The following is a 25,164-nucleotide window of genomic DNA, read 5'->3' as shown; positions in this document are numbered from 1 at the left end:
GGCTCAGGGCACGCGGGCGATCAGATACCGGAACACGTTCGGCATCCATACCGTGCCGTCCTGCCGCAGGTGCGGATGCAGCGCCTCCGTCACCTCCTTGTCCACCTGGGCCTGGTCGGTCGCCGCGATCGCCGCGTCGAACAGCCCCGTCGACAGCAGCCCCCGTACGGCACTGTCGACGTCCGCGTACCCGAACGGGCAGGCCACCCGCCCGGAACCGTCGGGCCTGAGGCCCGCGCGCTGGGCGACCTCCTCCAGGTCGTCGCGCAGGGCGGGGCGCCAACTGCCCGTACTGCGCAGGGGATCGGCCAGCTTGGTGGCCACCCGCAGCACGGACGACGTGGCGCAGCGCTCCGGCGGACCCCAGCCGGCGAGCACCACGGGCGCCCCCCGCTCGGCGAGCGGCGTCACGGCCGCGAGCGCCTCACCGAGCCCTTCCGAGTCACCCGCCAGGCACCCGATGGGCTCGAACGCGGTCACCAGGGTGTACGCGGGCGTCCGCGCGTCGGCCGCGGCGACCAGATCGCCGGGCGTGCCGTCCACGAGCCGTGCCTCGCCATGCGCGCGCGTGCCCGACGCCTCGGGCAGCAACCGCTGCCGCGCGAGGGCCAGCCGTTCGTGGGAGGAGGACTCGACACCGGTGACGGCCGCGCCTCTGGACGCCGCCATCAGCAGGGCGAGGCCGCTGCCGCAGCCCAGACCCAGCAGCCGGGTGCCGGCGCCCACTTCCACTCGCTCGTAGACGGCCTCGTAGAGCGGAACCAGCATCCGCTCCTGGATCTCGGACCAGTCACGCGCGCGTGCACTCGGGTTCACGCGGGGCGTCGCGCCCGCATGAGGTGGGTGCTGCCGCACGAGCGTAGGTGTCATCTAAAGCGCCCCAATCGCCGTGAGTTGCCGCTGTACCTGATTCCGTGGCCCCCGTGACATGCGCTCACATCCCCCCGTATGCCAGGAAACTCCGCACCCGTCGTTGCGTCCAGGGGTCGCGGAGCCCGGCTTGTGAGATCCCTGCGTTCGTGGCCAAAATTCACATTCCGGCAACGTGGACCCGTACCATCGCGCCATGGCAAAGGCACCCGTACTCACGCCACGGGCGGACGACTTCCCGCGCTGGTACCAGGATCTGATCGCCAAGGCGGAGCTGGCCGACAACGGCCCGGTGCGCGGCACGATGGTCATCCGGCCGTACGGGTACGGGCTGTGGGAGCGGATGCAGGCCGAGATGGACTCCCGGATCAAGGAGACGGGCACGCAGAACGCGTACTTCCCGCTCCTCATCCCGCAGTCGTATCTCACGCGCGAGGCGGACCACGTCGAGGGCTTCGCGCCGGAGCTCGCGGTCGTCACGCACGGCGGCGGCAAGGAGCTCGAGGAGCCGGCGGTCGTCCGCCCCACCTCCGAGATGATCATCAACGACTACTTCTCGAAGTGGGTGCAGAGCTACCGCGACCTGCCCCTGCTGATCAACCAGTGGGCGAACGTGGTCCGTTGGGAACTCAGGCCGCGCCTCTTCCTGCGCACGACCGAGTTCCTGTGGCAGGAGGGCCACACCGCGCACGCCGGCTACGAGGACGCCCGCGACTTCGCCGCGCACATCCACCGCGCGGTCTACGAGGACTTCATGGTGAACGTCCTCGCGATGGACGTCGTCCCCGGCCGCAAGACCGTCAAGGAGCGCTTCGCCGGCGCCGTCAACACCCTCACGCTCGAAGGCATGATGGGCGACGGCAAGGCCCTGCAGATGGCCACCAGCCATGAGCTGGGGCAGAACTTCGCCAAGGCCTTCAACACCTCGTACCTGTCGAAGGACGGCACCCAGGAACTGGTCTGGCAGACCTCCTGGGGCTCGACCACCCGCATGATCGGCGCCCTGGTGATGATGCACGGCGACGACAACGGCCTGCGGGTCCCGCCGCGCCTCGCGCAGATCCAGGCCGTCGTCCTCGCCATCAAGGGCGACGAGGCGGTTCTGGCCAAGGTCCGCGAGATCGGCGACCGGCTGAAGGCGGCCGGCATCCGCGTCCACGTGGACGACCGCACCGACACCCCTTTCGGCCGCCGCGCGGTCGACTGGGAGCTCAAGGGCGTGCCCGTTCGCATCGAGGTCGGGCCCCGTGACCTGGAGAACGGCACCGCGATGCTGGCCCGCCGCATCCCCGGCGGCAAGACGCCGATCGCGATCGAGGATCTCGTACGGCTGCTCCCCGCCGTCCTCGAGGAGGACCAGGCGCTGCTGCTGACCCAGGCCCGCGAGCGCCGCGAGTCCCGCACCACCGACGTGACGACGATCGAGGAGGCCGTCGAGGCGGCCGTCGCCGGCGGCTGGGCGCGCATCCCGTGGGCGACGCTCGGCGAAGAGGGCGAGGTCAGGCTGGCCGAGCACGCGGTGACCGTACGGTGTCTGGTCGCCGAGGACGGGTCGGTGCCGGACGCCGATGACGCACCCGGTAACGTCGCCGTCGTGGCGCGCGCATACTGAGACGACGCCCGTGTGGAACGAGAGCGGCCGAAACGCCTCTTGCGCATTCGCGGACCACAGTCGCACCGGCGCGTGGACGGGGCGTACGCGCCGGGGCGTACGTCAGGCTACGCACCGGCTTGGTATGAGCTGTGAGGCTTCTCCGCAGATCAGCGCACCCGCCCTCGTCCGGGCGCATCATTCGGAACTGACGGGTACGTGCAAATTATTTGGGATGCCCCGGAATCGGAACACAGCGGCACTCCGGCTCGTTGTCATTACGTGAGCACGACACAGACACCACCTGTACTCGCCGCAGAGCTGGCGCAGGCGTGGGCCGACATTCAGCGGTACCACCCCGAGCTGCCGGATCTCGCCGCGCCAGAGTCCCTGATCGGGGAGTCGTCGTCCGCGTGCGGTCACGAGCTCTCCTTCGAGCGACTGCTTCACGAGGCAGTCCATGGCATCGCCGCCGCACGCGGCGTCCGCGACACCTCCCGGGCCGGCCGCTACCACAACCGCAGATTCCTCGCCGTCGCCGAGGAGCTGGGCCTGGACCATCCCGAGGAGCCGCACCCGAGCAGCGGCTTCTCCCTGGTCACGCTCAACCCCGAGGCCAAGCGCCGCTACCGCCCGACCATCGAACGCCTCCAGCGCGCCCTGAAGGCCCACACGGCGGCCACCTCCGCCGACACGAGCAGGACCTTCCGGGGCCCGGCCGCCCGTCACGGCTCCTCCGGGGGCGGGGTCCGCGTCAAGGCGGTCTGTGACTGCGGCCGTAACGTCCGGGTCGTCCCGTCGGTGCTGGCGCAGGCGCCGATCGTATGCGGCGGCTGCGGGAAGCCGTTCCGGATTCCCGAGGTGGTCGGAGCGGCGTAGCGACGCCTCGTCGGACACCGGCATCTCGTGGCTGCCGGTTCACTACGTGGCGTCGACGCCGGGGTGCCGTTGTCCAGCCGTATCGACGGCACCCCAGCAGCGTCGGCCTGCGCGCCCCACCCGACGCCATCCGTGTCGCCGGGTGCCTCTCAGTCATGCCCGGGCACCCTCCCGGCCCCCTCGGCTCAAAAGCGCTCCGCAGGGTGTGGCACAATGGCTAGCTGTACTCGACAGCCGCACAGGAACCCTCTCGCCTCCGGCTGACGCGTCCATCGGGCACTCGGGTACCGCAACCCCACGCGGCAGTCTCGCCGTGCCCAACCACGTCAAAACCAGGAGAACCCACTCCCGTGGCAGTCAAGATCAAGCTGAAGCGTCTGGGCAAGATCCGTTCGCCTCACTACCGCATCGTCGTCGCCGACTCCCGCACCCGCCGTGACGGCCGTGCGATCGAGGAGATCGGCAAGTACCACCCGACGTACAACCCGTCGGTGATGGAGGTCGACGCCGAGCGTGTGGCGTACTGGCTCGGCGTCGGCGCCCAGCCGACCGAGCCCGTCCTCGCCATTCTGAAGAAGACCGGCGACTGGCAGAAGTTCAAGGGCGAGCCCGCCCCGGCTCCGCTGCTCGTCGCCGAGCCGAAGAAGGCGCGCCCGACGTTCGAGGCCCTCAGCGGCGAGGACGAGGGCAAGGGTGAGGCCATCACCCAGAAGAAGAAGGCGGAGAAGAAGGACGAGGCCAACGCCGAGTCCGCGTCGGCCGAGGCCTGAGCATGCTCGAGGAGGCTCTCGAGCACCTCGTGAAGGGCATCGTCGACAACCCGGACGATGTGCAGGTCGCTTCGCGCAACCTGCGTCGCGGGCGTGTGCTGGAGGTCCGGGTCCACCCCGACGACCTCGGTAAGGTGATCGGCCGCAACGGCCGTACCGCACGCGCTCTGCGCACCGTCGTGGGCGCCATCGGCGGCCGCGGTGTCCGTGTCGACCTCGTCGACGTGGACCACGTCCGCTGACGCCGAACGCAGCACCGGCTCGGGCCGGGGAGGGCCACTGGGCCGTCCCCGGCCCGTAGTCGTACGGCGGTCCATGGCCGCCGTACGGCCAGTCGCATGACAGGAGAGCAAGCACAGTGCAGCTGGTAGTCGCACGGATCGGCCGCGCCCACGGCATTAAGGGCGAGGTCACCGTCGAGGTTCGCACCGACGAGCCGGAACTGCGGCTCGCCCCCGGCGCCGTCCTGGCCACCGACCCGGCCGCCACTGGGCCACTGACCATCGAGACCGGCCGCGTCCACAGCGGCCGCCTCCTCCTGCGCTTCGAGGGGGTCAAGGACCGCACCGGCGCCGAGGCGCTGCGCAACACCCTCCTCATCGCGGAGATCGACCCGGACGAGCTGCCCGAGGAAGAGGACGAGTACTACGACCACCAGCTCATGGACCTCGACGTGGTGACCGTGGACGGGGTCGAGGTCGGTCGTATCACCGAGATCTCGCACCTGCCGTCCCAGGATCTCTTCATCGTGGAGCGGCCCGACGGGAGCGAGGTGATGATCCCCTTCGTCGAGGCGATCGTCACCGAGATCGACCTGGAGGAGCAGCGCGCCGTCATCACCCCGCCGCCGGGTCTGATCGACGACAACGCGGAGATCGCCTCGGCCCGCGATGCGGAGGCCGAGGGCTGATGCGGCTCGACGTCGTCACGATCTTCCCCGAGTACCTGGAGCCCCTGAACGTCTCCCTCGTCGGCAAAGCACGCGCGCGTGGGCAGCTGAACGTCCAGGTGCACGACCTGCGTACCTGGACGTACGACCGCCACAACACGGTCGACGACACCCCGTACGGCGGCGGCCCCGGCATGGTCATGAAGACCGACCCCTGGGGCGACGCACTGGACTCCGTCCTGGCCGACGGCTACGAGACGGGCTCCCGCGGGCCCTGCCTGATCGTCCCCACCCCCAGCGGCCGCCCCTTCACCCAGGAACTCGCCGTCGAACTCTCCGAGCGGCCCTGGCTGATCTTCACGCCGGCCCGCTACGAGGGCATCGACCGCCGGGTCATCGACGAGTACGCGACCCGTATGCCGGTGCACGAGGTGTCCATCGGCGACTACGTCCTCGCCGGCGGCGAGGCCGCCGTACTGGTCATCACCGAGGCCGTGGCACGCCTGCTGCCCGGCGTCCTGGGCAACGCCGAGTCCCACCGGGACGACTCCTTCGCGCCCGGCGCCATGGCGAGCCTCCTGGAAGGCCCCGTCTACACCAAGCCGCCCGAGTGGCGCGGCCGGGACATCCCCGACGTGCTGCTCAGCGGCCACCACGGCAAGATCGCCCGGTGGCGGCGTGACGAGGCTCTCAGGCGTACGACGGCCAACCGGCCCGACCTGATCGAGCGTTGTGACCCCAAGGCCTTCGACAAGAAGGACCGCGAGATGCTCTCCATCCTGGGCTGGATGCCCGACCCGGAGGGGCAGCGGTTCGGCCGATTTTGGCGCAGGACCGAGGGCGTGGAAGAATAGGCCGCTGTTGTGCGCCGTCCGGCATGCGCCCCTGCCACAGGGGGACACGACGCCCGCCCCGACGCGAACAGCAACCTCACGAAGAACCTATCTCCCGCCTATGACCTGTGGCATGGGCGAAGAAAGCAGACGAAATGTCTCACCTGCTCGACTCGGTCGACTCCGCGTCGCTGCGCAGCGACGTCCCGGCCTTCCGCCCCGGCGACACCGTCAACGTCCACGTCCGCGTCATCGAGGGCAACCGCTCCCGTGTGCAGCAGTTCAAGGGCGTTGTGATCCGCCGCCAGGGCGCCGGCGTTCGCGAGACCTTCACGGTCCGCAAGGTCTCCTTCTCCGTCGGCGTCGAGCGCACCTTCCCGGTGCACACCCCGATCGTCGAGAAGATCGAGCTCGTCACCCGCGGTGACGTGCGTCGCGCCAAGCTGTACTACCTGCGTGAACTGCGCGGCAAGGCGGCGAAGATCAAGGAGAAGCGCGAGAACTGAGCGCTTCAGGGGGCCGGCCCCCGCGGGGTCCCGAGCGGGGCCGGATAACATCTGGCCCCGATGGACACCGAAGCACAGCAGACGGAGCGCGACCGCTCCTCCCGCCCTTCCGACTCCGAGGCGATCTCGGACACCGAGGGGCAGGAGGGACGGTCGCGCTTCGCGTTGGTGTCGCGGATCACCGCATGGGTCCCGGGCGGGCGGATCAGCCTCACCCTGCTGGTCTTCCTGGTCTTTCTGCTGCTGCTCAACACGTTCGTGCTGCGGCCGTTCGAGATTCCCAGCGGATCCATGGAGTCCGGATTGAGGATCGGCGACCGCGTTCTCGTAAATAAGTTGGCGTACCGTTTCGGTGCCGAGCCGCGACGCGGCGATGTTGTCGTGTTCGACGGAACTGGGTACTTCGGGGATGCGGACTACGTCAAGCGCGTTGTGGGTGCGGGGGGAGACCGCGTGGTCTGCTGTGACAAGGAGGGGAGGATCCAGGTGAACGGCCGGTCGGTCGACGAGTCGACGTTCCTGTACCCCGGTGACAGCCCGTCCACGGTGCCCTTCGACGTCGTCGTGCCCGACGGCACCCTGTTCGTCCTCGGCGACCACCGCAGTGAGTCCAGTGACTCCCGCGACCATCTCGGCTCGCCCGGCGGCGGCATGATCCCGCTCGACGACGTCATCGGCCGCGTCGACTGGATCGTATGGCCGACCGCCCACTGGACCCGCCTGGACCGTCCGGACGCCTACGCGCGCGTGCCCGCCGCGGAGGGCGCGCATGGGTAACCGTGGCAAACCGCGCGGCATCGCGAGCAGCCCCGCCGAGAATCTGCTGCCCACCGGTTCCCGGCGCGCCGCCAGCCCCGCAGGCGGTCGTACGCGCGCGGAGCGGCGCAAGCTCCAGCGCAAGGTCAAGCGCCGCCGCAGGCGCTCCGCGATCAAGGAGATACCCCTCCTCGTCGGCGTCGCGGTCCTCATAGCGCTGGTCCTGAAGACGTTCCTCGTCCAGGCCTTCGTGATCCCGTCCGGCTCGATGGAGCAGACGATCCAGATCGGCGACCGCGTCCTGGTCGACAAGCTCACCCCCTGGTTCGGCTCAGAACCGCAGCGCGGGGACGTCGTCGTCTTCAAGGACCCCGGCGGCTGGCTCCAGGACGAGCAGACGACGGTGAAGAAGGAGGACCCCGTCGTCATCAAGCAGGTCAAGGAGGCGCTCACCTTCATCGGCCTGCTGCCGTCCGAGGACGAGAAGGACCTCATCAAGCGCGTCGTCGGGGTCGGTGGCGACCGCGTCAAGTGCTGTGACACGCAAGGGCGAGTCACCGTCAACGGCGTTCCCCTGAACGAGGACTATCTCTATCCCGGCAACGCCCCCTCCGAGTCGAAGTTCGACATCACCGTCCCGCAGGGCCGGCTGTGGGTGATGGGCGACCACCGCGCCAACTCCGCGGACTCCCGCGCACACCAGAACCAGGGCTACGGCGGCACGGTCTCCGAGGGCGAGGTCGTGGGACGGGCCATGGTCATCGCCTGGCCCTTCGGTCACTGGAACTCACTCGAGGAACCGAAAACTTACGCATCGGTGTCCGACGCGGCGACCGGGTCGACCGCGGCCGCCCAGCAGTCGCATAGGGTTGCTTCCGACGAATCGATCGGAACGATTCAGCTCCCGAGCCCTGCGGAACTCCCGCTCGTTATGGGAGTGGTGGGCCTGCACCGTCTCTCGGGCAGGCAGCGGCACAGAGTGAGGAGTTGGCGTGGGGGATGTGGCGGTTGGCGCACGATCCGGGCACGACGGCGAGGAGCACCGCGGACGCCCCGTGGGCGCAGCCGACCCGGCCGCGGACGGCGCCGTGACCTCCGGGAATGACCCCGGAGGGCCGGGCGACGGCGATGGGTCCGGCGGACGGCCGCCGACCGACGGTCAGGGGTCGGGCGGGGCCTCCCCCCAGTCGAAGAAGCAGCGTTCCTTCTGGAAGGAGCTGCCCATCCTGATCGGTATCGCGCTCGTTCTCGCGCTGCTGATCAAGACGTTCCTGGTGCAGGCGTTCTCGATCCCCTCCGACTCGATGCAGAACACCCTCCAGCAGGGTGACCGCGTCCTGGTCGACAAGCTCACGCCCTGGTTCGGCTCCGAGCCCGAGCGCGGCGAGGTCGTCGTCTTCCACGACCCCGACCAGTGGCTGGCCGGTGAGCCCACTCCCGACCCCAACGCCCTGCAGACCTTCCTCAGCTGGATCGGCCTGATGCCGTCCGCGGAGGAGAAGGACCTCATCAAGCGCGTCGTGGGCGTCGGCGGCGACACCATCCAGTGCGAGGGCACCGGCCCGCTGACGGTCAACGGCAAGGCGCTGAACGAGCCGTACGTCTACCCGGGCAACACCCCGTGCAGCCAGGACGACCAGGGCGGCCAGTTCAAGGTCAAGGTCCCCGAAGGCAAGATCTGGGTCATGGGCGATCACCGGCAGAACTCCCGGGACTCGCGCTACAACCAGTCCGACAAGAACCACGGCATGGTCCCCGTCAACGAGGTCGTCGGCCGCGCCATCGTGATCGCCTGGCCGATCAACCGCTGGGACAACCTGCCGGTTCCGGACACCTTCGACCAGAACCTGAGCGCCCGTTCCGCCGCTCTGACCGTCGCCCCGCAAGGCCTTGCGCTCGCGGGTGCGGTGCCGCTGGTGCTGTGGCGCCGACAGCGGATCAAGGCGGCGCAGACCCGCTGACCGCCTGACGCCCTTCCTGGGGTGAGGCCCCCGCCGCGGAGAGCTTGGGAAAGCTTTGCCGAGCCCGTGGCCCGAGGCGCTCAGGAGGGGCTGCCCGGTGTCGGTACCGCCGGGTAGGGTGCGGACCCATGGGTGGCGAGAGCACGACACGTACGGCGCCGCGTGGCGGTGGCGCGAGCAGTGGCCCGGCGGGCAGCCGGACCGGAGAGCGGTTGTCCGGGCTGGCCGTGGCGCTGGGCCTGGTGCTGTTCCTGGCCGGGTTCGCCTGGGGAGCGGTGGTCTACCGGCCGTACACCGTGCCCACCAGTTCGATGGCGCCGACGATCGGCGCGGGCGACCGGGTGCTGGCCCAGCGGGTCGACGGCGGTGATGTGCGCCGCGGTGACGTCGTCGTCTTCACCGACAAGACCTGGGTGACCGACGCACCCGTCGTCAAGCGCGTGGTCGCCGTCGGCGGTGACACGGTCGCCTGCTGCACGGACGGCAAGCTGACCGTCAACGGCAAGCAGATCGACGAGCCCTACCTGGCCAAGGACGGCCTGGCAGAGCTCCAGAACTTCCCGACGGTGACGGTGCCGAAGGACCGGCTCTTCCTGCTCGGCGACGAGCGCAGCGGCTCCCTGGACTCCACGGCCCACCTCACGGACGCCGCCAAGGGCACCGTGGCGCGCAGCGCCGTGTCGGCCCGCGTGGACGCCGTCGTCTGGCCCATGGACGGCATGCTGGAGCCCGCCGCGAGCTTCGAGCAGCTCGGCTCGCTGTCGTCGCCGGGGCCGCTGCGGACGATGGTCGCGCTGATCGTCGGCGGGGGCGTGCTCGTCCTGGCCGGCGGCGCCTACGGCCCGATCGCCAAACGAATGAGCAAGCGCTCCCAGACCCGTACGGAGCCTGCGGGTGCCCGCTGAGGCGACGGGCGTGGGGAACGGGACGTACGGCGGGACGGGCCTCGGGAACGGGCCGTACGGCGACTCGTACGACGGCGGACTGCGCAAGGTCGCCCGAGTCGTCCTCCTCGATCCGCAGGACCGCATTCTGCTGCTGCACGGCCACGAGCCGGAGGATCCGGCCGACGACTGGTGGTTCACCCCGGGCGGCGGCGTCGAGGGCGACGAGAGCCGTGCCCAGGCCGCCCTGCGGGAACTCGCCGAGGAGACCGGCATCACGGAGGTCGAGCTCGGCCCCGTGCTGTGGCACCGGATGTGCTCGTTCCCGTTCGCCGGCCGCCGCTGGGACCAGGACGAGTGGTACTACCTGGCCCGTACGACTCAGACGGCGACGCGGGCCATGGGCCTCACCGAGCTGGAGCGTCGCAGCGTCGCAGGAGCACGCTGGTGGACGTGTCGGGAACTTGCCCAGGCACATGAGACGGTGTATCCGACCAGACTCGCCGAGCTACTGCGCACACTGCTCGACGAAGGTCCCCCCGCTGGGCCCGTGACCCTTGACCCTGAAATTGTCTAGGTGCGGACGGGACTGGCGCACAATGGTGGGATCGCACGGCTGAAGGGGAACATGCCATGAGCGCCGAGGACCTCGAAAAGTACGAGACCGAGATGGAGCTCAAGCTCTATCGGGAGTACCGCGATGTCGTCGGTCTGTTCAAGTACGTGATCGAGACCGAGCGGCGCTTCTACCTGACCAACGACTACGAGATGCAGGTTCACTCGGTCCAGGGTGAGGTGTTCTTCGAGGTGTCCATGGCGGATGCCTGGGTGTGGGACATGTACCGGCCGGCCCGGTTCGTGAAGCAGGTCCGAGTGCTCACATTCAAGGACGTGAACATCGAGGAGCTCAACAAGAGCGATCTCGAGCTCCCGAGCGGGTGAGGTTCACTCGCAGGGGTGAGGAAGTTTTCCACAGTCACGGACTTGTCCACCAAGATCCAATAGCTTGCTGAGCTGCACTCATCGTTGGCGCCGGAGGTGGTGCCGACATGAGCACGAGCAAGGGAAGCGCACGCAGCGCACTGGGCAGGTACGGCGAGACGCTGGCCGCACGACGGCTGGTCGAGGCCGGGATGACGGTTCTGGAGTGCAACTGGCGCTGTGGCAGGACCGGAGAGATCGACATCGTCGCCAGGGACGGCGATGTGCTGGTCGTCTGTGAGGTGAAGACCCGCAGGGCGGGTGCCTTCGAGCATCCGATGGCCGCGGTGACCCCGGAGAAGGCGGAACGCCTGCGCGGCCTCGCGGAACACTGGATCCACACTCACGGCGGGGCTCCACCCGGAGGCGTCCGCATCGACCTCGTCGGCGTGATCCTGCCCGGCCGCGGCGCGCCCGTGGTCGAGCACGCGCGAGGGGTGGCCTGAGATGGGGTTCGCGCGTACGTGCTCGGTCGCTCTGGTGGGCGTCGAGGGCGTTGTGGTGGAGGTCCAGGCGGATCTGGAGCCGGGGGTGGCGGCGTTCACCCTGGTGGGACTGCCGGACAAGAGCCTGTCGGAGAGCCGGGACCGGGTACGGGCGGCCGTCGTGAACTCGGGCGGGGAGTGGCCGCAGAAGAAGCTCACCGTCGGGCTCAGCCCCGCGTCGGTGCCCAAGGCGGGCAGCGGCTTCGACCTGGCCGTCGCATGTGCCGTCCTCGGCGCCGCCGAGCGGATCGACCCACGGGTCCTCGCGGACATCGTGATGATCGGCGAGCTGGGCCTGGACGGACGGGTGCGTCCCGTGCGGGGCATCCTGCCGGCGGTGCTGGCCGCCGCGGACGCAGGCTACGAGCAGGTCGTCGTCCCCGAATGCGCCGCTGCCGAGGCCTCGCTGGTGCCGGGCGTGTCCGTACTCGGCGTGCGCAGTCTGCGCCAGCTGATCGCCGTCCTCGCGGACGAACCCGTGCCCGACGAGGAACCGGAGGATCAGGGCCGCCCGGACCCACTTCTCGCGGGCTTGCGGGTGCCGGGCACCGGGGCGGCCACGGGCATGCACAGCATGGGTGCCACCGACCCCGACGACGGGCACGACCTCGCCGACGTGGTGGGTCAGATCTCGGCGCGTACGGCCGTGGAGGTCGCCGCGGCGGGCGGGCATCACCTGTTCCTCGAGGGGCCGCCCGGCGCGGGCAAGACGATGCTCGCGGAGCGGCTGCCGGCCATCCTGCCCCGGCTGCGCAGGGAGGAGTCGCTGGAGGTCACGGCAGTGCACTCGGTGGCGGGGCTGCTGCCCCCGGGCAAGCCCCTGATCGACGTGGCTCCCTACTGCGCACCGCATCACTCGGCGACCATGCAGTCGCTCGTCGGCGGCGGCGCGGGCATCGCCCGGCCCGGCGCGGTGTCCCTCTCCCACCGGGGGGTCCTCTTCCTGGACGAGACGCCGGAGTTCAACAGCCACGCCCTCGACGCCCTGCGGCAGCCGCTGGAAGCCGGGCATGTGGTGATCGCGCGCAGCGCCGGCGTGGTGCGCTTCCCGGCGAAGTTCCTGATGGTGCTCGCGGCCAACCCCTGCCCCTGCGGCCGTTTCTCCCAGACGGGCGACCTGTGCGAGTGCCCGCCCTCGGCGATCCGCCGCTATCAGGCGCGGCTGTCGGGGCCGCTGCTCGACCGGGTCGACCTCCGCGTCGAGGTGGACCGTGTCACGCGCGCCCAGCTGACCGAGCGCGGGGCCCGGGGCGAATCCACGGCCACCGTCGCCGACCGGGTGCGCGCGGCCCGCGAGCGGGCCTCGGACCGGCTCGCCGGTACCCCGTGGCGGACCAACAGCGAGATCCCCGGACGGGAGCTGCGCAGCCGCTGGTACGCGGCGATCGGCGCCATGGACGACGCGGAACGCAGCCTGGAACGCGGCGTGCTGACCGCACGAGGACTCGACCGTGTGCTGCGGGTCGCCTGGACCGTCGCCGACCTGGTCGGCCACGACCGTCCCGACGCGACGGACGTCGCCCTGGCCCTGCAACTGCGCACCGGTGTGCCGCGCGGCGTGCCCATGGCCATCGGGGCGCTGACGTGAACGGCACCGAGGAGCCGGACGACGAACTGCTCGGCCGGGTCTTCCTCAGCCGGGTCGTCGAGCCGGGGGACGAGGTCGCCGGGCGGTGGGTGCGGGAGTACGGCGTCGGGGAAGTGGTGCGGCGGTTACGGGACGGGGCGGAGGCCTTGCCTGGGGTGAGTTACAAGCGGTGGGACGGGCTGCGGGCCCGGGGGCTGCGGGCCGAGCCCGACCGGGATCTCGCCGTCGCCCGGGAGACAGGCGTGCGGTTTCTGTGCCCCGGGGACATCGAGTGGCCGGGGCAGCTCGACGACCTGGGGGACGCCCGGCCCCTCGGGCTGTGGGTGCGCGGGCGGGCCAGTCTGCGGATGTGGGCGTTGCGGTCCGTGGCCGTCGTCGGGGCCCGCGCCTGCACCGAGTACGGCGCACACATGGCGGCGACCCTGGCCGGCGGGCTCGCCGAGCGGGGCTGGGTGGTCGTGTCCGGAGGGGCCTACGGGGTCGACGGTGCCGCTCATCGCGGTGCCCTCGGCTCCGGTGGAGCCACCGTCGCCGTGCTCGCCTGTGGCGTCGACCGGCCTTACCCGCGCGGGCACACCCAGCTGATCAACAGGATCGCGGAGCAGGGGCTCGTCATCGGGGAGCTGCCGCCGGGGGACCATCCGACGCCCACCAGGTTCATCGTCCGGAACCGGGTGATCGCGGCCCTGACGCGGGGCACGGTCGTCGTCGAGGCCGCCCACCGCAGCGGCTCACTGGTCACCGCCCGGGCCGCCCAGCGGTTGGGCCGTCACACGATAGGGGTCCCCGGCCCGGCCACCAGCGGCCTCTCGGCGGGCGTGCACGAACTGCTGCGCGGGGACGCCGTCCTGGTCACCGACGCCGCCGAGGTCGTCGAACTCGTCGGCGACATGGGAGAGCTCGCGCCCGAGCGGCGCGGGCCCGTCCTGCCCCGCGATCTGCTGGAGCCTCGGGCGCGCAAAGTCCTGGCGGCGCTGCCCGGGCGGCGCGCGGCGAGAGTGGACGAGGTCGCGCGCGGGGCGCAGACCACCGAGGACGACGCGATCGCGAGACTGTACGAACTCCGCTCACTTGGTTACGTCGAACGACACGGCGACAGCTGGAAGTTGACACGCCAGGCGATGATGTCCGTTCACGCCGGTCGGAGTCGATGCTGACCGAGCGTGTTCGGCCGTACGGGGGAACACGGACGCCCTTGAGAATTCCCCCAGTTGGGGTGTTCGGGTGATCACGTAGAGCGACCGGTATGACCCTGCGGGGCGTCCAGCGGAACGTATCTGCGTACGGCGTGCGCTCCGCCCTTCGCGCACCGCGACACTTCAGTCACGCTACGCTCACGAGGATTCCGGCGCAGACCGGCACCTCGACCCCAGAACGGCAGCAGAACGACATCCGACCGGTTGCTCCCCCAGGCACCCCCACTTCACGGCAGAACGGCACAAGGCAACGAATGCCCCAGCACACCTCCGGGTCCGACCGGGCGGCGATCCCCCCAGCCGCCCGTGACGGTGGCAGCGTGCGGCCGCCCGCTCCCTCGACACTCGACGAGCTGTGGCGGTCGTACAAGGCGACGGGGGACGAGCGGCTGCGCGAGCAGCTGATCCTGCACTACTCGCCGCTCGTCAAGTACGTGGCGGGCCGCGTGAGCGTCGGTCTGCCGCCCAATGTGGAGCAGGCGGACTTCGTGTCGTCGGGGGTGTTCGGGCTGATCGACGCGATCGAGAAGTTCGACGTCGACCGGGAGATCAAGTTCGAGACGTATGCGATCACGCGGATCCGGGGCGCGATGATCGACGAGCTCAGGGCGCTGGACTGGATCCCGCGGTCGGTGCGGCAGAAGGCGCGCAACGTCGAGCGGGCCTACGCCACGCTGGAGGCGCGGCTGCGGCGCACGCCCACGGAGGCGGAGGTGGCCGTCGAGATGGGCATCGCGGTGGACGAACTCCACTCGGTCTTCAGCCAGTTGTCGCTGGCCAACGTGGTGGCGCTGGAGGAGTTGCTGCACGTCGGCGGCGAGGGCGGCGACGGGCTCAGCGTCATGGACACCCTGGAGGACACCGCCGCGGACAACCCCGTGGAGGTCGCCGAGGACCGGGAGCTGCGGCGGTTTCTGGCGCGGGCGATCAACACGTTGCCCGAGCGGGAGAAGACCGTGGTGACGCTGTACTACTACGAGGGGCTCACACTGGCGGAGATCGGGAACGTACTGGGCGTGACCGAGAGCCGGGTGAGTCAGATCCACACCAAGTCGGTGCTGCAGCTGCGGGCGAAACTGGCCGGCTTCGGTCGTTGACCTGGCGCGACGGGTGTCGGGTTGGCCGGAGAGACTCCCGTCGGCGCGGGTGCGTCCGTAAAGTGGTTGACGTGCCAAGGATTCGAGCGGCCTCCGTGGCCGAGCACCGGTCGATGCAGCGAGCCGCCCTGCTGGACGCGGCTCGATCCCTGTTGTCCGAGGGCGGGACGGAGGCGCTGACATTCCCTGCCCTCGCCGAGCGGACGGGGCTTGCGCGCTCTTCCGTGTACGAGTACTTCCGGTCGCGGGCCGCCGTGGTCGAGGAGTTGTGCGAGGTCGACTTTCCCGTGTGGGCCGCGGAGGTCTCGGCTGCCATGGAACGCGAGGCCACGGCCGAGGGCAAGGTCGAGGCGTACGTCCGGCGGCAACTCGCGCTGGTCGGGGACCGGCGGCACCGGGCCGTGGTGGCGATCTCCGCGAGTGAGCTGGACGCGGGGGCCCGGGAGAAGATCCGGGCGGCGCACGGCGGCCTGGTCGCGATGATCGTCGAGGCCTTGGGGGAGATGGGGCACGCCGAGCCCCGGTTGGCGGCGATGCTGTTGCAGGGTGTCGTGGACGCGGCCGTACGGCGGATCGAGCTGGGGGCGGCGGAGGAGCCTGTGGCGATCACGGAGGCGGCTGTGTCGATGGCGCTGAGGGGTGTCCGGGGCTGATTTCGGCCCGGCGAGGCCGGTCTAATTGAGCTGCTGCGGGTGCTGGAAGGCGGCCTGTGTCGGGGCTGAGGTCGCGGCCAGGGTTGGGTGGGGCTCGATGCCGGCGGGTGCCGCCTCAGTGGGTCGGAGCGAGGTCGGGGTCGGGTGCGGTCCGGTGTCGGCGGGTCCCCCTCTGTGGGCCGTGCTGAGTCAGGGTCGGGCGCGGCCCGATGCCGGCGGGGCCGCCTCAGTGGGCTGGGACGAGGCCTGGGTTGGGCGCGTCCTGACACCGGGGGGTGCCGCATGAGTCGGCCGGGAGCAGCCTCATCGACGTGAGTGCCCGCAGCTACGCGAGTCTCCCCGCTGGGCGACGTTCGGTCCCGGCGCCTGGGCGGAACGAGCGTCCGCGGTCGGGCGGCTAGTGCGGTGGTGCTGTGTGTGGCCGTGGCGCGTCGAACGGCCCCGGGCCAGGTCGGCTGCGAAGGGCGAGTCGACCACGGCGAACGGGTCGGCTATGACGGCAGCGGCACCCCCAACACCGGCAGCAGCCTCGACGGCCCCCTGCGCAGCAGCCCCGGTGGCAGGAGTGACAGCGGGTCCAGGTAGGTGTCACCCCTGCGTAGGCCCCAGTGCACGCACGTTCCCGTGCAGTGCGAGCCCCTCGGCTCCACCGTCCCCACGACGTCCCCCGCCGCCACCTCGGCGCCCTTCTTCAGTACCGCCCGCACCGGCTCGTACGTCGTCCGCAGCGGCGGATCCCCCGTCCCCGTCAGCTCCACCGACACGACCCCCTTACCCGCCACCCGGCCCGCGAAGGAGACCCGCCCCGCCGCCACCGCCCGTACCGGTGTCCCCGCCGGGGTGCCGAGGTCCACGCCCCGGTGACCACGCCCGTACCGTGTCGCCGGGGGTTCCCAGGCGCGGAGGATCGGCGGGGGTGACCCCACGGGCCATGCTCGGCCGACCCTCGGCACTGCGGGGTCCGGGGCCGACGCGGCGCCGGCGCTCGTGGCGGTCGGGGTCAGCCGTGGCGCCGGGGACAGCAGGACGGTCGCGGTCAGGAGCAACAGCACCACCAGCCGCCCGCATGTCCTAATCGTCCTGGCAGTCCTCGCCGTCATCGGGGCATTCGTGGCCCTCACCGCCCTCGCAGATCGTTTCGCTCGCATGCGAGAACCGTCCCCCACCCCCGCAGATCACGGTCGGGATCTGTGGATAACTCCCGGGTTGTGGACAGCGGCGTCACCCGGTACCTCGCGGGTCCCGTACACTTCTTCTGGCGATCCGGGTCACCGGGTCGACTTCGCACGCCCCGATACGACAACCGGAGACGGTCCGTATCAGCGCCTCTCGGTCCTTGTGGCACGGCGCATGTGGGCGTCAGGCGCGGAAGCCGTCCGGCATCCGCGGCACAACCGAGAACATTCAAGGAGATACGGCCATGGCCGTCGTCACGATGCGGGAGCTGCTGGAAAGCGGCGTCCACTTCGGTCACCAGACCCGTCGTTGGAACCCGAAGATGAAGCGCTTCATCTTCACGGAGCGCAACGGCATCTACATCATCGACCTGCTCCAGTCGCTGTCGTACATCGACCGCGCCTACGAGTTCGTCAAGGAGACCGTCGCCCACGGCGGCACGGTCATGTTCGTCGGCACGAAGAAGCAGGCGCAGGAGGCCATCGCCGAGCAGGCCACCCGCGTCGGCATGCCCTACGTCAACCAGCGCTGGCTGGGCGGCATGCTCACCAACTTCTCGACCGTCTACAAGCGCCTGCAGCGCCTGAAGGAGCTCGAGCAGATCGACTTCGAGGACGTGGCCGCCTCCGGCCTCACCAAGAAGGAGCTGCTGGTTCTCTCCCGCGAGAAGGCCAAGCTGGAGAAGACCCTGGGCGGTATCCGCGAGATGCAGAAGGTGCCCAGCGCCGTCTGGATCGTGGACACCAAGAAGGAGCACATCGCCGTTGGTGAAGCCCGGAAGCTCAACATTCCGGTCGTCGCGATCCTCGACACCAACTGCGACCCCGACGAGGTCGACTACAAGATCCCGGGCAACGACGACGCGATCCGCTCCGTCACCCTGCTCACCCGCGTGATCGCCGACGCCGTCGCCGAGGGCCTCATCGCCCGCTCCGGCGTCGCCACCGGCGACAAGGGCGAGAAGGCCGCGGGCGAGCCGCTCGCCGAGTGGGAGCGCGACCTGCTCGAGGGCGAGAAGAAGGCCGACGAGGCTCCGGCCGCTGCTGAGGCCCCCGCTGCTGAGGCCCCCGCCGCCGAGGCGCCCGCTGCCGAGGCCCCGGCCGCTGAGGCCCCCGCCGCCGACGCCCCCGCCACCGAGGCTCCGGCCGCCGAGGGCGAGCAGGCCTGACACCGTCAGCGTCAGGGTTGACGGCGGGAGCGGTACTGCACCCACTTGCGCCTCCGGCGCGGTGAAGTCCGCTCCCGCCGTTCACCCGTAGGTCGACGAAAGGTCAGCGGTCTCCGACTACATGGGGGCCGCAGACCCCGTAGATCTTCGATCTTCCAGACTTCGAGAAAGATTCACAGACTCATGGCGAACTACACCGCCGCTGACGTCAAGAAGCTCCGTGAGCTCACCGGCGCCGGCATGATGGACTGCAAGAAGGCGCTGGACGAGGCCGAGGGCAACGTCGAGAAGGCCGTCGAGGCGCTCCGCATCAAGGGCCAGAAGGGCGTCGCCAAGCGCGAGGGCCGCTCCGCCGAGAACGGCGCCGTGGTCTCGATCATCGCCGACGACAACTCCTCCGGTGTCCTCGTCGAGCTGAAGTGCGAGACGGACTTCGTCGCCAAGGGTGACAAGTTCCAGGCCGTCGCCACCGCGATCGCCGAGCACGTCGCGAAGACCTCCCCGGCCGACATCGAGGCCCTGCTCGCCTCCGAGATCGAGGCCGGCAAGACCGTCCAGGCGTTCGTGGACGAGGCCAACGCCAACCTGGGCGAGAAGATCGTCCTGGACCGCTTCGCGCAGTACGGTGACGGCTTCGTGCTCGCGTACATGCACCGCACGATGCCCGACCTGCCCCCGCAGATCGGTGTCCTCGTCGAGCTGGACAAGCCGAACGCCGAGGTCGCCAAGGGCATCGCCCAGCACATCGCCGCCTTCGCGCCGAAGTACCTCGCCAAGGAGGACGTGCCGGCCGAGGTCGTCGAGTCGGAGCGTCGCGTCGCCGAGGAGACCACCCGCGCCGAGGGCAAGCCCGAGGCCGCCCTGCCGAAGATCGTCGAGGGTCGCCTCAACGGCTTCTTCAAGGACGCCACGCTGCTCGGTCAGCCGTACGCGCTCGACAACAAGAAGTCCGTCCAGAAGGTTCTGGACGAGGCCGGTGTCACCCTGAAGCGCTTCACGCGCATCAAGGTCGGCATCTGAGTCCGTACCGCGATCGGCGCCCGACCCCGATAGGGTCGAGGGCAGTCGTCCGCGGACGCCGTCACCACGCACGCGCGCGTGACGGACGACAGCAGATCTGACGAGGAGGCCATTGCCGCGCATGGGATGCGAAACACACCCCAACCGGCAGTGGCCTTCTTCGTATGTGCACCACGTAACAAAGGCGGGATCTCCATGACCACCAAGGCCCAGAAGAGCGACGACGGCAAAGTACGCGGCCGGTACCTGCTGAAGCTGTCCGGAGAGGCCTTCTCCGGCGGCGGGGGCCTCGGCGTCGACCCGGACGTGGTGCACAAGATCGCCCGCGAGATCGCGGCCGTCGTGCGCGACGGCGCGCAGGTCGCGGTCGTCATCGGCGGCGGCAACTTCTTCCGCGGCGCCGAACTCCAGCAGCGCGGCATGGACCGGGCCCGCTCCGACTACATGGGCATGCTCGGCACCGTGATGAACTGCCTCGCCCTCCAGGACTTCCTGGAGAAGGAGGGCATCGACAGCCGGGTCCAGACCGCCATCACCATGGGCCAGGTCGCCGAGCCGTACATTCCGCTGCGCGCCGTACGGCACCTGGAGAAGGGCCGCGTGGTCATCTTCGGCGCCGGTATGGGCATGCCGTACTTCTCCACCGACACCACCGCCGCTCAGCGCGCACTGGAGATCGACGCCGAGGCGCTGCTGATGGGCAAGAACGGCGTGGACGGGGTCTACGACTCCGACCCGAAGACCAACCCGGACGCCGTCAAGTTCGACTCCCTCGGCTACGGCGAGGTCATCACCCGCGACCTCAAGGTCGCCGACGCGACCGCCGTCACGCTGTGCCGCGACAACAAGCTCCCGATCCTCGTCTTCGAGCTTCTGGCGGAGGGCAATATCGCGCGCGCCGTCAAGGGTGAGAAGATCGGCACGCTTGTGGGTGAGCAGGGCGGCCGGGGCTGACGCTCCGACAACAAGCCCGTCCGGGGGACGGACGGGACGGACCCTGACCGGGGGATGGACAATGTCCTGCCGGTCGGGAACCGTGCAGGAAGAAGACGCGACGCAGCCGGCCACCGCCTCACCGAGGAACCGCAGCCGGGCCTTACTCAAGACACGCAGGAGCAAGTGGTGATCGAAGAGACCCTCCTCGAGGCCGAGGAGAAGATGGAGAAGGCCGTCGTGGTCGCCAAGGAGGACTTCGCCGCGATCCGCACCGGCCGTGCGCACCCGGCGATGTTCAACAAGATCGTGGCCGACTACTACGGTGCGCCGACGCCGATCAACCAGCTGGCTTCGTTCTCCGTGCCGGAGCCGCGCATGGCGGTCGTGACGCCGTTCGACAAGAGCGCGCTGCGCAACATCGAGCAGGCGATCCGCGACTCCGACCTCGGCGTCAACCCGAGCAACGACGGCAACATCATTCGAGTGGTGTTCCCCGAGCTCACCGAGGAGCGCCGCCGCGACTACATCAAGGTCGCCAAGGGCAAGGGCGAGGACGCCAAGGTGTCCATCCGCTCCGTCCGCCGCAAGGCCAAGGACGCCATCGACAAGCTGATCAAGGACGGCGAGATCGGCGAGGACGAGGGCCGCCGCGCGGAGAAGGAGCTCGACGACACCACGCACAAGTACGTCGCTCAGGTGGACGAGCTCCTCAAGCACAAGGAAGCCGAGCTGCTCGAGGTCTGATGAACGACTCTTCCTGGGGGGCGCCGCCACAAGCCGGGCAGGCCGGGCAGGCCGGGTACTGGGGGGCCGCCGCGCGTGGACCTGTCCAAGGGGCTGCCCCGGCGGGTCCCGCGTACGATGCGCCTGAGGCGCAGCAGACTCGCCCCATGCCCATCGTGCCCGACGTACCCGCGTATGGCGGAGACCAGGATGACGATCGGGGGGCCGCTCGGCTGAGCGGCCCCTTGTTCCGCGAACAGCCGCCCCGAGCGCGGCCGTACGACACGTCGCAGGCGCGGCCCTTCGAGGCGGCGCAGCAGAATCCGGAGCCCATGCACGACTCCCCGCAGCCGGCGCCCCAGCCGCCGAAGAAGAGCGCGGGGCGCGACCTGGGTGCGGCCATAGGGGTCGCTGTCGGGCTCGGCGTGGTGATCGTCGCTTCGCTGTTCGTCGTCAAGGCCGTGTTCGTCGGTGTGGTCGCGGTCGCCGTGGTCGTGGGCCTGTGGGAACTGACCAAGCGGCTCGAGGAGCGCAAGGGCATCAAGGCGCCCCTCGTCCCGCTCGCGGTCGGCGGTGCGGCCATGGTGGTCGCCGGGTACGCCCGGGGTGCCGAGGGCGCCTGGACGGCGATGGCGCTGACCTCGCTGGCCGTGCTGGTCTGGCGGATGACGGAGCCGCCGGAGGGCTACCTCAAGGACGTCACCGCGGGCGTCTTCGCGGCGTTCTACGTGCCGTTCCTGGCGACGTTCGTCGCGATGATGCTGACCGCCGACGACGGGCCCTGGCGGGTCCTGACGTTCCTGCTCCTGACGGTCGTCAGCGACACCGGCGCATACGCCGTCGGCTGGCGCTTCGGCACGCACAAGCTCGCCCCGCGCATCAGCCCCGGCAAGACCCGCGAGGGCCTGCTCGGCGCGGTGAGCTTCGCGATGGTGGCGGGCGCGCTGTGCATGCAGTTCCTCATCGACGACGGCACCTGGTGGCAGGGCCTGCTCCTGGGCCTCGCGGTCGCGGCCACCGCCACGCTGGGTGACCTCGGCGAGTCGATGATCAAGCGGGACCTGGGCATCAAGGACATGGGCACGCTGCTGCCGGGTCACGGCGGGATCATGGACCGCCTGGACTCGCTGCTGCCCACGGCGCCGGTGGTGTGGCTGCTGATGGTGCTGTTCGTGGGCTCGGGCTGACGTCCGTACGTGTCCGTACCTGGGGGCCTCCGCTCTGATCGAGCGGAGGCCCTTTGGTTTCTGTTGGGTGAGGGGCCGGAGTTGGGCGGTAAGTGGAAGAGGCCGACGCCTACGGCAAGCCGCAGGCTCGCGACCCAGCCGCGGCGCTCAGCACAACGACGGTGACTCCACCTTGCCTGCGTAGCCGCCTGTCATCGCCAGACCTGGATCCGAACAGAGAAGGCCCCAGACCCGTTGCCGGGTTTGTTGTCGTTGATGCGAAGGGCCAAGCGGGTTTCTCCTGGCCCGAGGCTCTCGATGCGGTAGGGGCGCCGCAGCGAGGAGCCGACGAAGAAGTATCCGTCCTCGGACGTCTTTCCGAGGAGGCTGAACGGCGCTGCGCCGGGAAGGGGACTGTCGTTGCTGGCGCTCCATCCAGGCCAGCCATTGGGGCCGTTTTCGCCCGTGAACCACACACCGGCCCAAATGTTGCCGCTTGCGCTGATGTCGATCCAGTCACCGTTCTTGAGGTTCACGGTGGTATCTACGTCGGTGTTCCATTCTGCGACGGTGATGTACTTGTCTACAATGACAGGCATTTCCCCTCGTTTCTCTGTTCGAGTTGTCCTTATCTGCCGATCAATTCGGCCATCGTCATCCGTCTCGGACAGCCACCTGTTGCACTCGAATGGCCACTTCGAGGCGTCCGACTCGTTGGTTACTTAGATTCGCTCCAAGTGTCACCCCGGACGAGTGCCACTGTTGTCGGGTCGAATGCGGAGTGACTTCAGCGGCCCAAGTTCCCGGAAGGTGAATGTGCGGAGGCATACGCTTCCCGGCACGAAATCGTCTGCAGACGAGTCGACTTGGACTTCGCCGCTACTGCCTCCGTACAGGGTGAGGAGACGTTGGCGTCTGTGCCGACCCCATCGATGTCGGCGGTGTGGATGACGCTGCGGTACTCGGCCATGCAGCCCCCAGGTATCGGACGCTGCAAACTTCCCTTTTCGTGCTCGCTGATCGCAACCCAAGCGGAGTCGTAGATTTCCTCGTCCGTGATTTTCGACTACGTCTCTTGCTGCCCGTGATTTCCGCAAGTGATGACGTTGAGTGCTGCCCGGTAGTCGTATTGCGTACGGATTGGTGACCCCGATGAGTATCAGTCGTTGCGCCAGTGGCTGTGTCGGAAAAACGTAGGACGTCATCGACCGCTTAGCGGGTCCGGTCCTGACTCGACGGCATGACGTGTGCGTAGGTGGAAGTGCCTCAGGGGCGCATGTGGGCACGCCAGGCGCCTTCCATCGCTCGATGCGTCATGATCCAGCGGTGGACGAGTATGCGTGGGCCGCGAGCCCTGAAATGCCGGCCGCCGAGGCGGTGCGGGCGGGCTGGGTGGCGACCGTCGCGGCTCTGCCTGCAGGGAGCAAGATCACCGGAGCGGTTATCGGTCGCCAGCCCTTTGGGGTCTTCGTACGAATAGATGGTGCGCGGGACGCCATCGCGCTGGCGGAGATCACGCGCATGCCGCTGGGGATGGAGCTTCCGGCCCTCGGGGCCTCGGTCAGTGGTGAGGTCTACTGGCACGACGACCGCAACCACCAGGTCAGGGTCCGGCTCGATGAGTGGCAGGTAGCCGGCGCGTGATCGAACCTGGGCCGTCTCTGGGCCGTCCGAGGGTGCTCAGTGGCGACCGGTGACGGCTACTAACGACAGTCGTAGCCGGTGGCAGCCGCAGGTCACCCAAGTGGATCTGCGACACTGGGGGAGTTATGCCTGCACCCGGAGAACTCACTTTCGTCGCCCCCCGCGGAGCCAAGAAGCCGCCGCGGCACCTTGCCGACCTCACGCCTGCTGAGCGCAAGGACGTCGTCGCTGCGATCGGCGAGAAGCCGTTTCGTGCCAAGCAGCTGTCGCAGCACTACTTCGCGCGGTACGCGCACGAGCCGGAGCAGTGGACCGACATCCCGGCCGGGGCGCGGGCCAAGCTGCGGGAGGAGCTGTTCCCCGAGCTGATGACGGTCGTACGGCATCTGTCGACCGACGAGGGCACCACGCGCAAGACGCTGTGGCGGCTGTTCGACGGGACGCTCGTCGAGTCGGTGCTGATGCGGTATCCGGACCGGGTGACCATGTGCATCAGCTCCCAGGCGGGATGCGGGATGAACTGCCCGTTCTGTGCCACGGGGCAGGCGGGACTGGACCGGAATCTGTCGACCGCCGAGATCGTGCACCAGATCGTGGACGGGATGCGGGCGCTCCGGGACGGGGACGTGCCCGGTGGGCCCGCCCGGCTGTCCAACATCGTCTTCATGGGGATGGGCGAGCCGCTCGCCAATTACAACCGGGTCGTGGGCTCCATTCGGCGGCTGACCGATCCGGAGCCGGACGGGCTCGGGCTGTCCCAGCGCGGGATCACCGTCTCGACCGTCGGTCTCGTCCCGGCCATCCACCGGTTCGCCGACGAGGGCTTCAAGTGCCGGCTCGCGATCTCGCTGCACGCGCCCGACGACGAGCTGCGCGACACCCTCGTCCCCGTGAACACGCGGTGGAAGGTGCGCGAGGTGCTCGACGCCGGGTTCGAGTACTCCGCCAAGTCGGGCCGTCGGCTGTCCATCGAGTACGCGCTCATCCGGGACATCAACGACCAGGCCTGGCGAGGTGACCGGCTCGGGCGGCTGCTCAAGGGCAAGCCGGTGCATGTGAACCTGATCCCGCTGAACCCGACTCCGGGCTCCAAGTGGACCGCGTCGCGCCCCGAGGACGAGAAGGCGTTCGTGGAGGCCATCGCCGCCCATGGTGTGCCGGTGACGATTCGGGACACCCGTGGTCAGGAGATCGACGGGGCGTGTGGGCAGCTCGCCGCGACCGAACGGTAGTCTGACCGCCGTAGGTACATTTTCATATGGCGTGAATACATCTTCATATTCCGACAGGGGAGCGCCACAGCGCTGAGAGTGCGGCATCGGCCGCAGACCCTCCGAACCTGGCCCAGGTCATTCTGGGTAGGGAGATCGGTCACCACTCGAGCTGTTGCGC

28 protein-coding genes and 1 riboswitch are annotated in these 25,164 nt (G+C 69.5%); of the genes, 25 read left to right on the top strand and 3 right to left on the bottom strand.

From position 1 onward, the window contains the following. Positions 1-3: 3 nt before the first annotated feature. Positions 4-870: an SAM-dependent methyltransferase gene (locus ACWGDB_RS16925; RefSeq protein ID WP_453823153.1), complete on the bottom strand. Its 867-nt coding sequence runs from the start codon at positions 868-870 to the stop codon at positions 4-6. Positions 871-1,066: 196 nt separating this feature from the next. Between ACWGDB_RS16925 and proS the strand changes: the two genes are divergently transcribed. From proS to ACWGDB_RS16835, 18 genes are all read left to right on the top strand, one after another. Continuing rightward, a complete protein-coding gene (proS, locus tag ACWGDB_RS16920; protein WP_453823152.1) occupies positions 1,067-2,482 on the top strand; it encodes a proline--tRNA ligase in 1,416 nt (471 codons plus the stop codon). Positions 2,483-2,743: 261 nt separating this feature from the next. Then, a complete protein-coding gene (locus tag ACWGDB_RS16915) occupies positions 2,744-3,340 on the top strand; it encodes a hypothetical protein (RefSeq protein ID WP_328422929.1) in 597 nt (198 codons plus the stop codon). A gap of 350 nt (positions 3,341-3,690) precedes the next feature. Continuing rightward, positions 3,691-4,110 (top strand): 30S ribosomal protein S16, encoded by a 420-nt coding sequence (gene rpsP, locus ACWGDB_RS16910; protein ID WP_427839728.1) that lies wholly within the window; start codon positions 3,691-3,693, stop codon positions 4,108-4,110. Between the two features lie 2 nt (positions 4,111-4,112). Continuing rightward, positions 4,113-4,352 carry an RNA-binding protein gene (locus ACWGDB_RS16905; protein ID WP_003973401.1) on the top strand — a complete coding sequence of 80 codons (240 nt, stop codon included), beginning with the start codon at positions 4,113-4,115 and terminating at the stop codon, positions 4,350-4,352. Positions 4,353-4,468: 116 nt separating this feature from the next. After that, positions 4,469-5,020: a ribosome maturation factor RimM gene (gene rimM, locus ACWGDB_RS16900; RefSeq protein ID WP_453823151.1), complete on the top strand. Its 552-nt coding sequence runs from the start codon at positions 4,469-4,471 to the stop codon at positions 5,018-5,020. After that, positions 5,020-5,853 (top strand): tRNA (guanosine(37)-N1)-methyltransferase TrmD, encoded by an 834-nt coding sequence (trmD, locus tag ACWGDB_RS16895; protein ID WP_453823150.1) that lies wholly within the window; start codon positions 5,020-5,022, stop codon positions 5,851-5,853. The genes rimM and trmD overlap by 1 nt, the downstream gene beginning before the upstream one ends. Positions 5,854-5,987: 134 nt before the next feature. Further along, positions 5,988-6,338 (top strand): 50S ribosomal protein L19, encoded by a 351-nt coding sequence (rplS, locus tag ACWGDB_RS16890; RefSeq protein WP_004924850.1) that lies wholly within the window; start codon positions 5,988-5,990, stop codon positions 6,336-6,338. 60 nt (positions 6,339-6,398) lie between these two features. After that, positions 6,399-7,115, top strand: coding sequence for a signal peptidase I (lepB, locus tag ACWGDB_RS16885; RefSeq protein WP_453823149.1), 717 nt, complete (start codon positions 6,399-6,401; stop codon positions 7,113-7,115). Beyond that, positions 7,108-8,199 (top strand): signal peptidase I, encoded by a 1,092-nt coding sequence (lepB, locus tag ACWGDB_RS16880; protein WP_453823148.1) that lies wholly within the window; start codon positions 7,108-7,110, stop codon positions 8,197-8,199. Before lepB (ACWGDB_RS16885) ends, lepB (ACWGDB_RS16880) begins: the two co-directional genes overlap by 8 nt. Further along, positions 8,087-9,055, top strand: coding sequence for a signal peptidase I (gene lepB / locus ACWGDB_RS16875; protein ID WP_453823147.1), 969 nt, complete (start codon positions 8,087-8,089; stop codon positions 9,053-9,055). Before lepB (ACWGDB_RS16880) ends, lepB (ACWGDB_RS16875) begins: the two co-directional genes overlap by 113 nt. Before the next feature lie 128 nt (positions 9,056-9,183). Beyond that, entirely contained in the window at positions 9,184-9,960 is a 777-nt protein-coding gene (gene lepB / locus ACWGDB_RS16870) for a signal peptidase I (RefSeq protein WP_453823146.1), read from the top strand. Continuing rightward, complete coding sequence (locus ACWGDB_RS16865; protein WP_453823145.1) at positions 9,950-10,516, top strand: NUDIX hydrolase; 567 nt, start codon at positions 9,950-9,952, stop codon at positions 10,514-10,516. The genes lepB (ACWGDB_RS16870) and ACWGDB_RS16865 overlap by 11 nt, the downstream gene beginning before the upstream one ends. A 56-nt stretch (positions 10,517-10,572) precedes the next feature. Continuing rightward, on the top strand, positions 10,573-10,881 hold the full coding sequence (locus ACWGDB_RS16860; protein WP_003993268.1) for a DUF2469 domain-containing protein: 309 nt from the start codon (positions 10,573-10,575) through the stop codon (positions 10,879-10,881). A 107-nt stretch (positions 10,882-10,988) separates the two neighbouring features. Continuing rightward, on the top strand, positions 10,989-11,366 hold the full coding sequence (locus tag ACWGDB_RS16855; protein WP_453823144.1) for a YraN family protein: 378 nt from the start codon (positions 10,989-10,991) through the stop codon (positions 11,364-11,366). Position 11,367: 1 nt separating this feature from the next. Continuing rightward, on the top strand, positions 11,368-12,993 hold the full coding sequence (locus ACWGDB_RS16850) for a YifB family Mg chelatase-like AAA ATPase (protein ID WP_453823143.1): 1,626 nt from the start codon (positions 11,368-11,370) through the stop codon (positions 12,991-12,993). Next, entirely contained in the window at positions 12,990-14,150 is a 1,161-nt protein-coding gene (gene dprA, locus ACWGDB_RS16845; RefSeq protein ID WP_453823142.1) for a DNA-processing protein DprA, read from the top strand. The genes ACWGDB_RS16850 and dprA overlap by 4 nt, the downstream gene beginning before the upstream one ends. Before the next feature lie 293 nt (positions 14,151-14,443). Further along, positions 14,444-15,286, top strand: a complete 843-nt coding sequence (gene whiG, locus ACWGDB_RS16840; RefSeq protein WP_453823141.1) for an RNA polymerase sigma factor WhiG — start codon at positions 14,444-14,446, stop codon at positions 15,284-15,286. Between the two features lie 95 nt (positions 15,287-15,381). Then, positions 15,382-15,939 carry a TetR/AcrR family transcriptional regulator gene (locus tag ACWGDB_RS16835; protein WP_453823195.1) on the top strand — a complete coding sequence of 186 codons (558 nt, stop codon included), beginning with the start codon at positions 15,382-15,384 and terminating at the stop codon, positions 15,937-15,939. Between the two features lie 491 nt (positions 15,940-16,430). Here the strand turns inward: ACWGDB_RS16835 and ACWGDB_RS16830 are convergent, their stop codons facing one another. Beyond that, positions 16,431-16,994 carry a murein hydrolase activator EnvC family protein gene (locus tag ACWGDB_RS16830; protein WP_453823140.1) on the bottom strand — a complete coding sequence of 188 codons (564 nt, stop codon included), beginning with the start codon at positions 16,992-16,994 and terminating at the stop codon, positions 16,431-16,433. 365 nt (positions 16,995-17,359) lie between these two features. Between ACWGDB_RS16830 and rpsB the strand changes: the two genes are divergently transcribed. The 5 genes from rpsB to ACWGDB_RS16805 all read left to right on the top strand — a co-directional run bounded on the left by rpsB (position 17,360) and on the right by ACWGDB_RS16805 (position 22,149). Further along, on the top strand, positions 17,360-18,283 hold the full coding sequence (gene rpsB / locus ACWGDB_RS16825) for a 30S ribosomal protein S2 (protein ID WP_383607389.1): 924 nt from the start codon (positions 17,360-17,362) through the stop codon (positions 18,281-18,283). Positions 18,284-18,466: 183 nt separating this feature from the next. Continuing rightward, positions 18,467-19,303, top strand: coding sequence for a translation elongation factor Ts (gene tsf, locus ACWGDB_RS16820; RefSeq protein WP_328878931.1), 837 nt, complete (start codon positions 18,467-18,469; stop codon positions 19,301-19,303). Between the two features lie 195 nt (positions 19,304-19,498). Continuing rightward, on the top strand, positions 19,499-20,257 hold the full coding sequence (gene pyrH / locus ACWGDB_RS16815) for a UMP kinase (protein ID WP_328422897.1): 759 nt from the start codon (positions 19,499-19,501) through the stop codon (positions 20,255-20,257). A gap of 168 nt (positions 20,258-20,425) precedes the next feature. Next, complete coding sequence (gene frr, locus ACWGDB_RS16810) at positions 20,426-20,983, top strand: ribosome recycling factor (RefSeq protein ID WP_062666818.1); 558 nt, start codon at positions 20,426-20,428, stop codon at positions 20,981-20,983. Further along, on the top strand, positions 20,983-22,149 hold the full coding sequence (locus ACWGDB_RS16805; RefSeq protein WP_453823139.1) for a phosphatidate cytidylyltransferase: 1,167 nt from the start codon (positions 20,983-20,985) through the stop codon (positions 22,147-22,149). Before frr ends, ACWGDB_RS16805 begins: the two co-directional genes overlap by 1 nt. Positions 22,150-22,340: 191 nt before the next feature. On the opposite strand, the gene ACWGDB_RS16800 is transcribed toward ACWGDB_RS16805, so the two are convergent. Beyond that, the gene (locus ACWGDB_RS16800) at positions 22,341-22,727 is read right to left on the bottom strand and encodes a hypothetical protein (RefSeq protein WP_453823138.1); all 387 of its coding nucleotides are present in this window, start codon (positions 22,725-22,727) and stop codon (positions 22,341-22,343) included. Positions 22,728-23,454: 727 nt separating this feature from the next. Between ACWGDB_RS16800 and ACWGDB_RS16795 the strand changes: the two genes are divergently transcribed. Continuing rightward, complete coding sequence (locus tag ACWGDB_RS16795; RefSeq protein ID WP_453823137.1) at positions 23,455-23,772, top strand: hypothetical protein; 318 nt, start codon at positions 23,455-23,457, stop codon at positions 23,770-23,772. Between the two features lie 125 nt (positions 23,773-23,897). Beyond that, on the top strand, positions 23,898-25,004 hold the full coding sequence (gene rlmN, locus ACWGDB_RS16790) for a 23S rRNA (adenine(2503)-C(2))-methyltransferase RlmN (protein ID WP_453823136.1): 1,107 nt from the start codon (positions 23,898-23,900) through the stop codon (positions 25,002-25,004). Positions 25,005-25,049: 45 nt separating this feature from the next. Beyond that, positions 25,050-25,155, top strand: a riboswitch (TPP riboswitch). Positions 25,156-25,164: the final 9 nt, after the last annotated feature.

The sequence above is a fragment of the Streptomyces sp. NPDC055013 genome (genome assembly GCF_053608645.1).
Note: the sequence above shows the minus strand (reverse complement) of the source record. Positions and strands in the feature narration are given on the sequence as shown.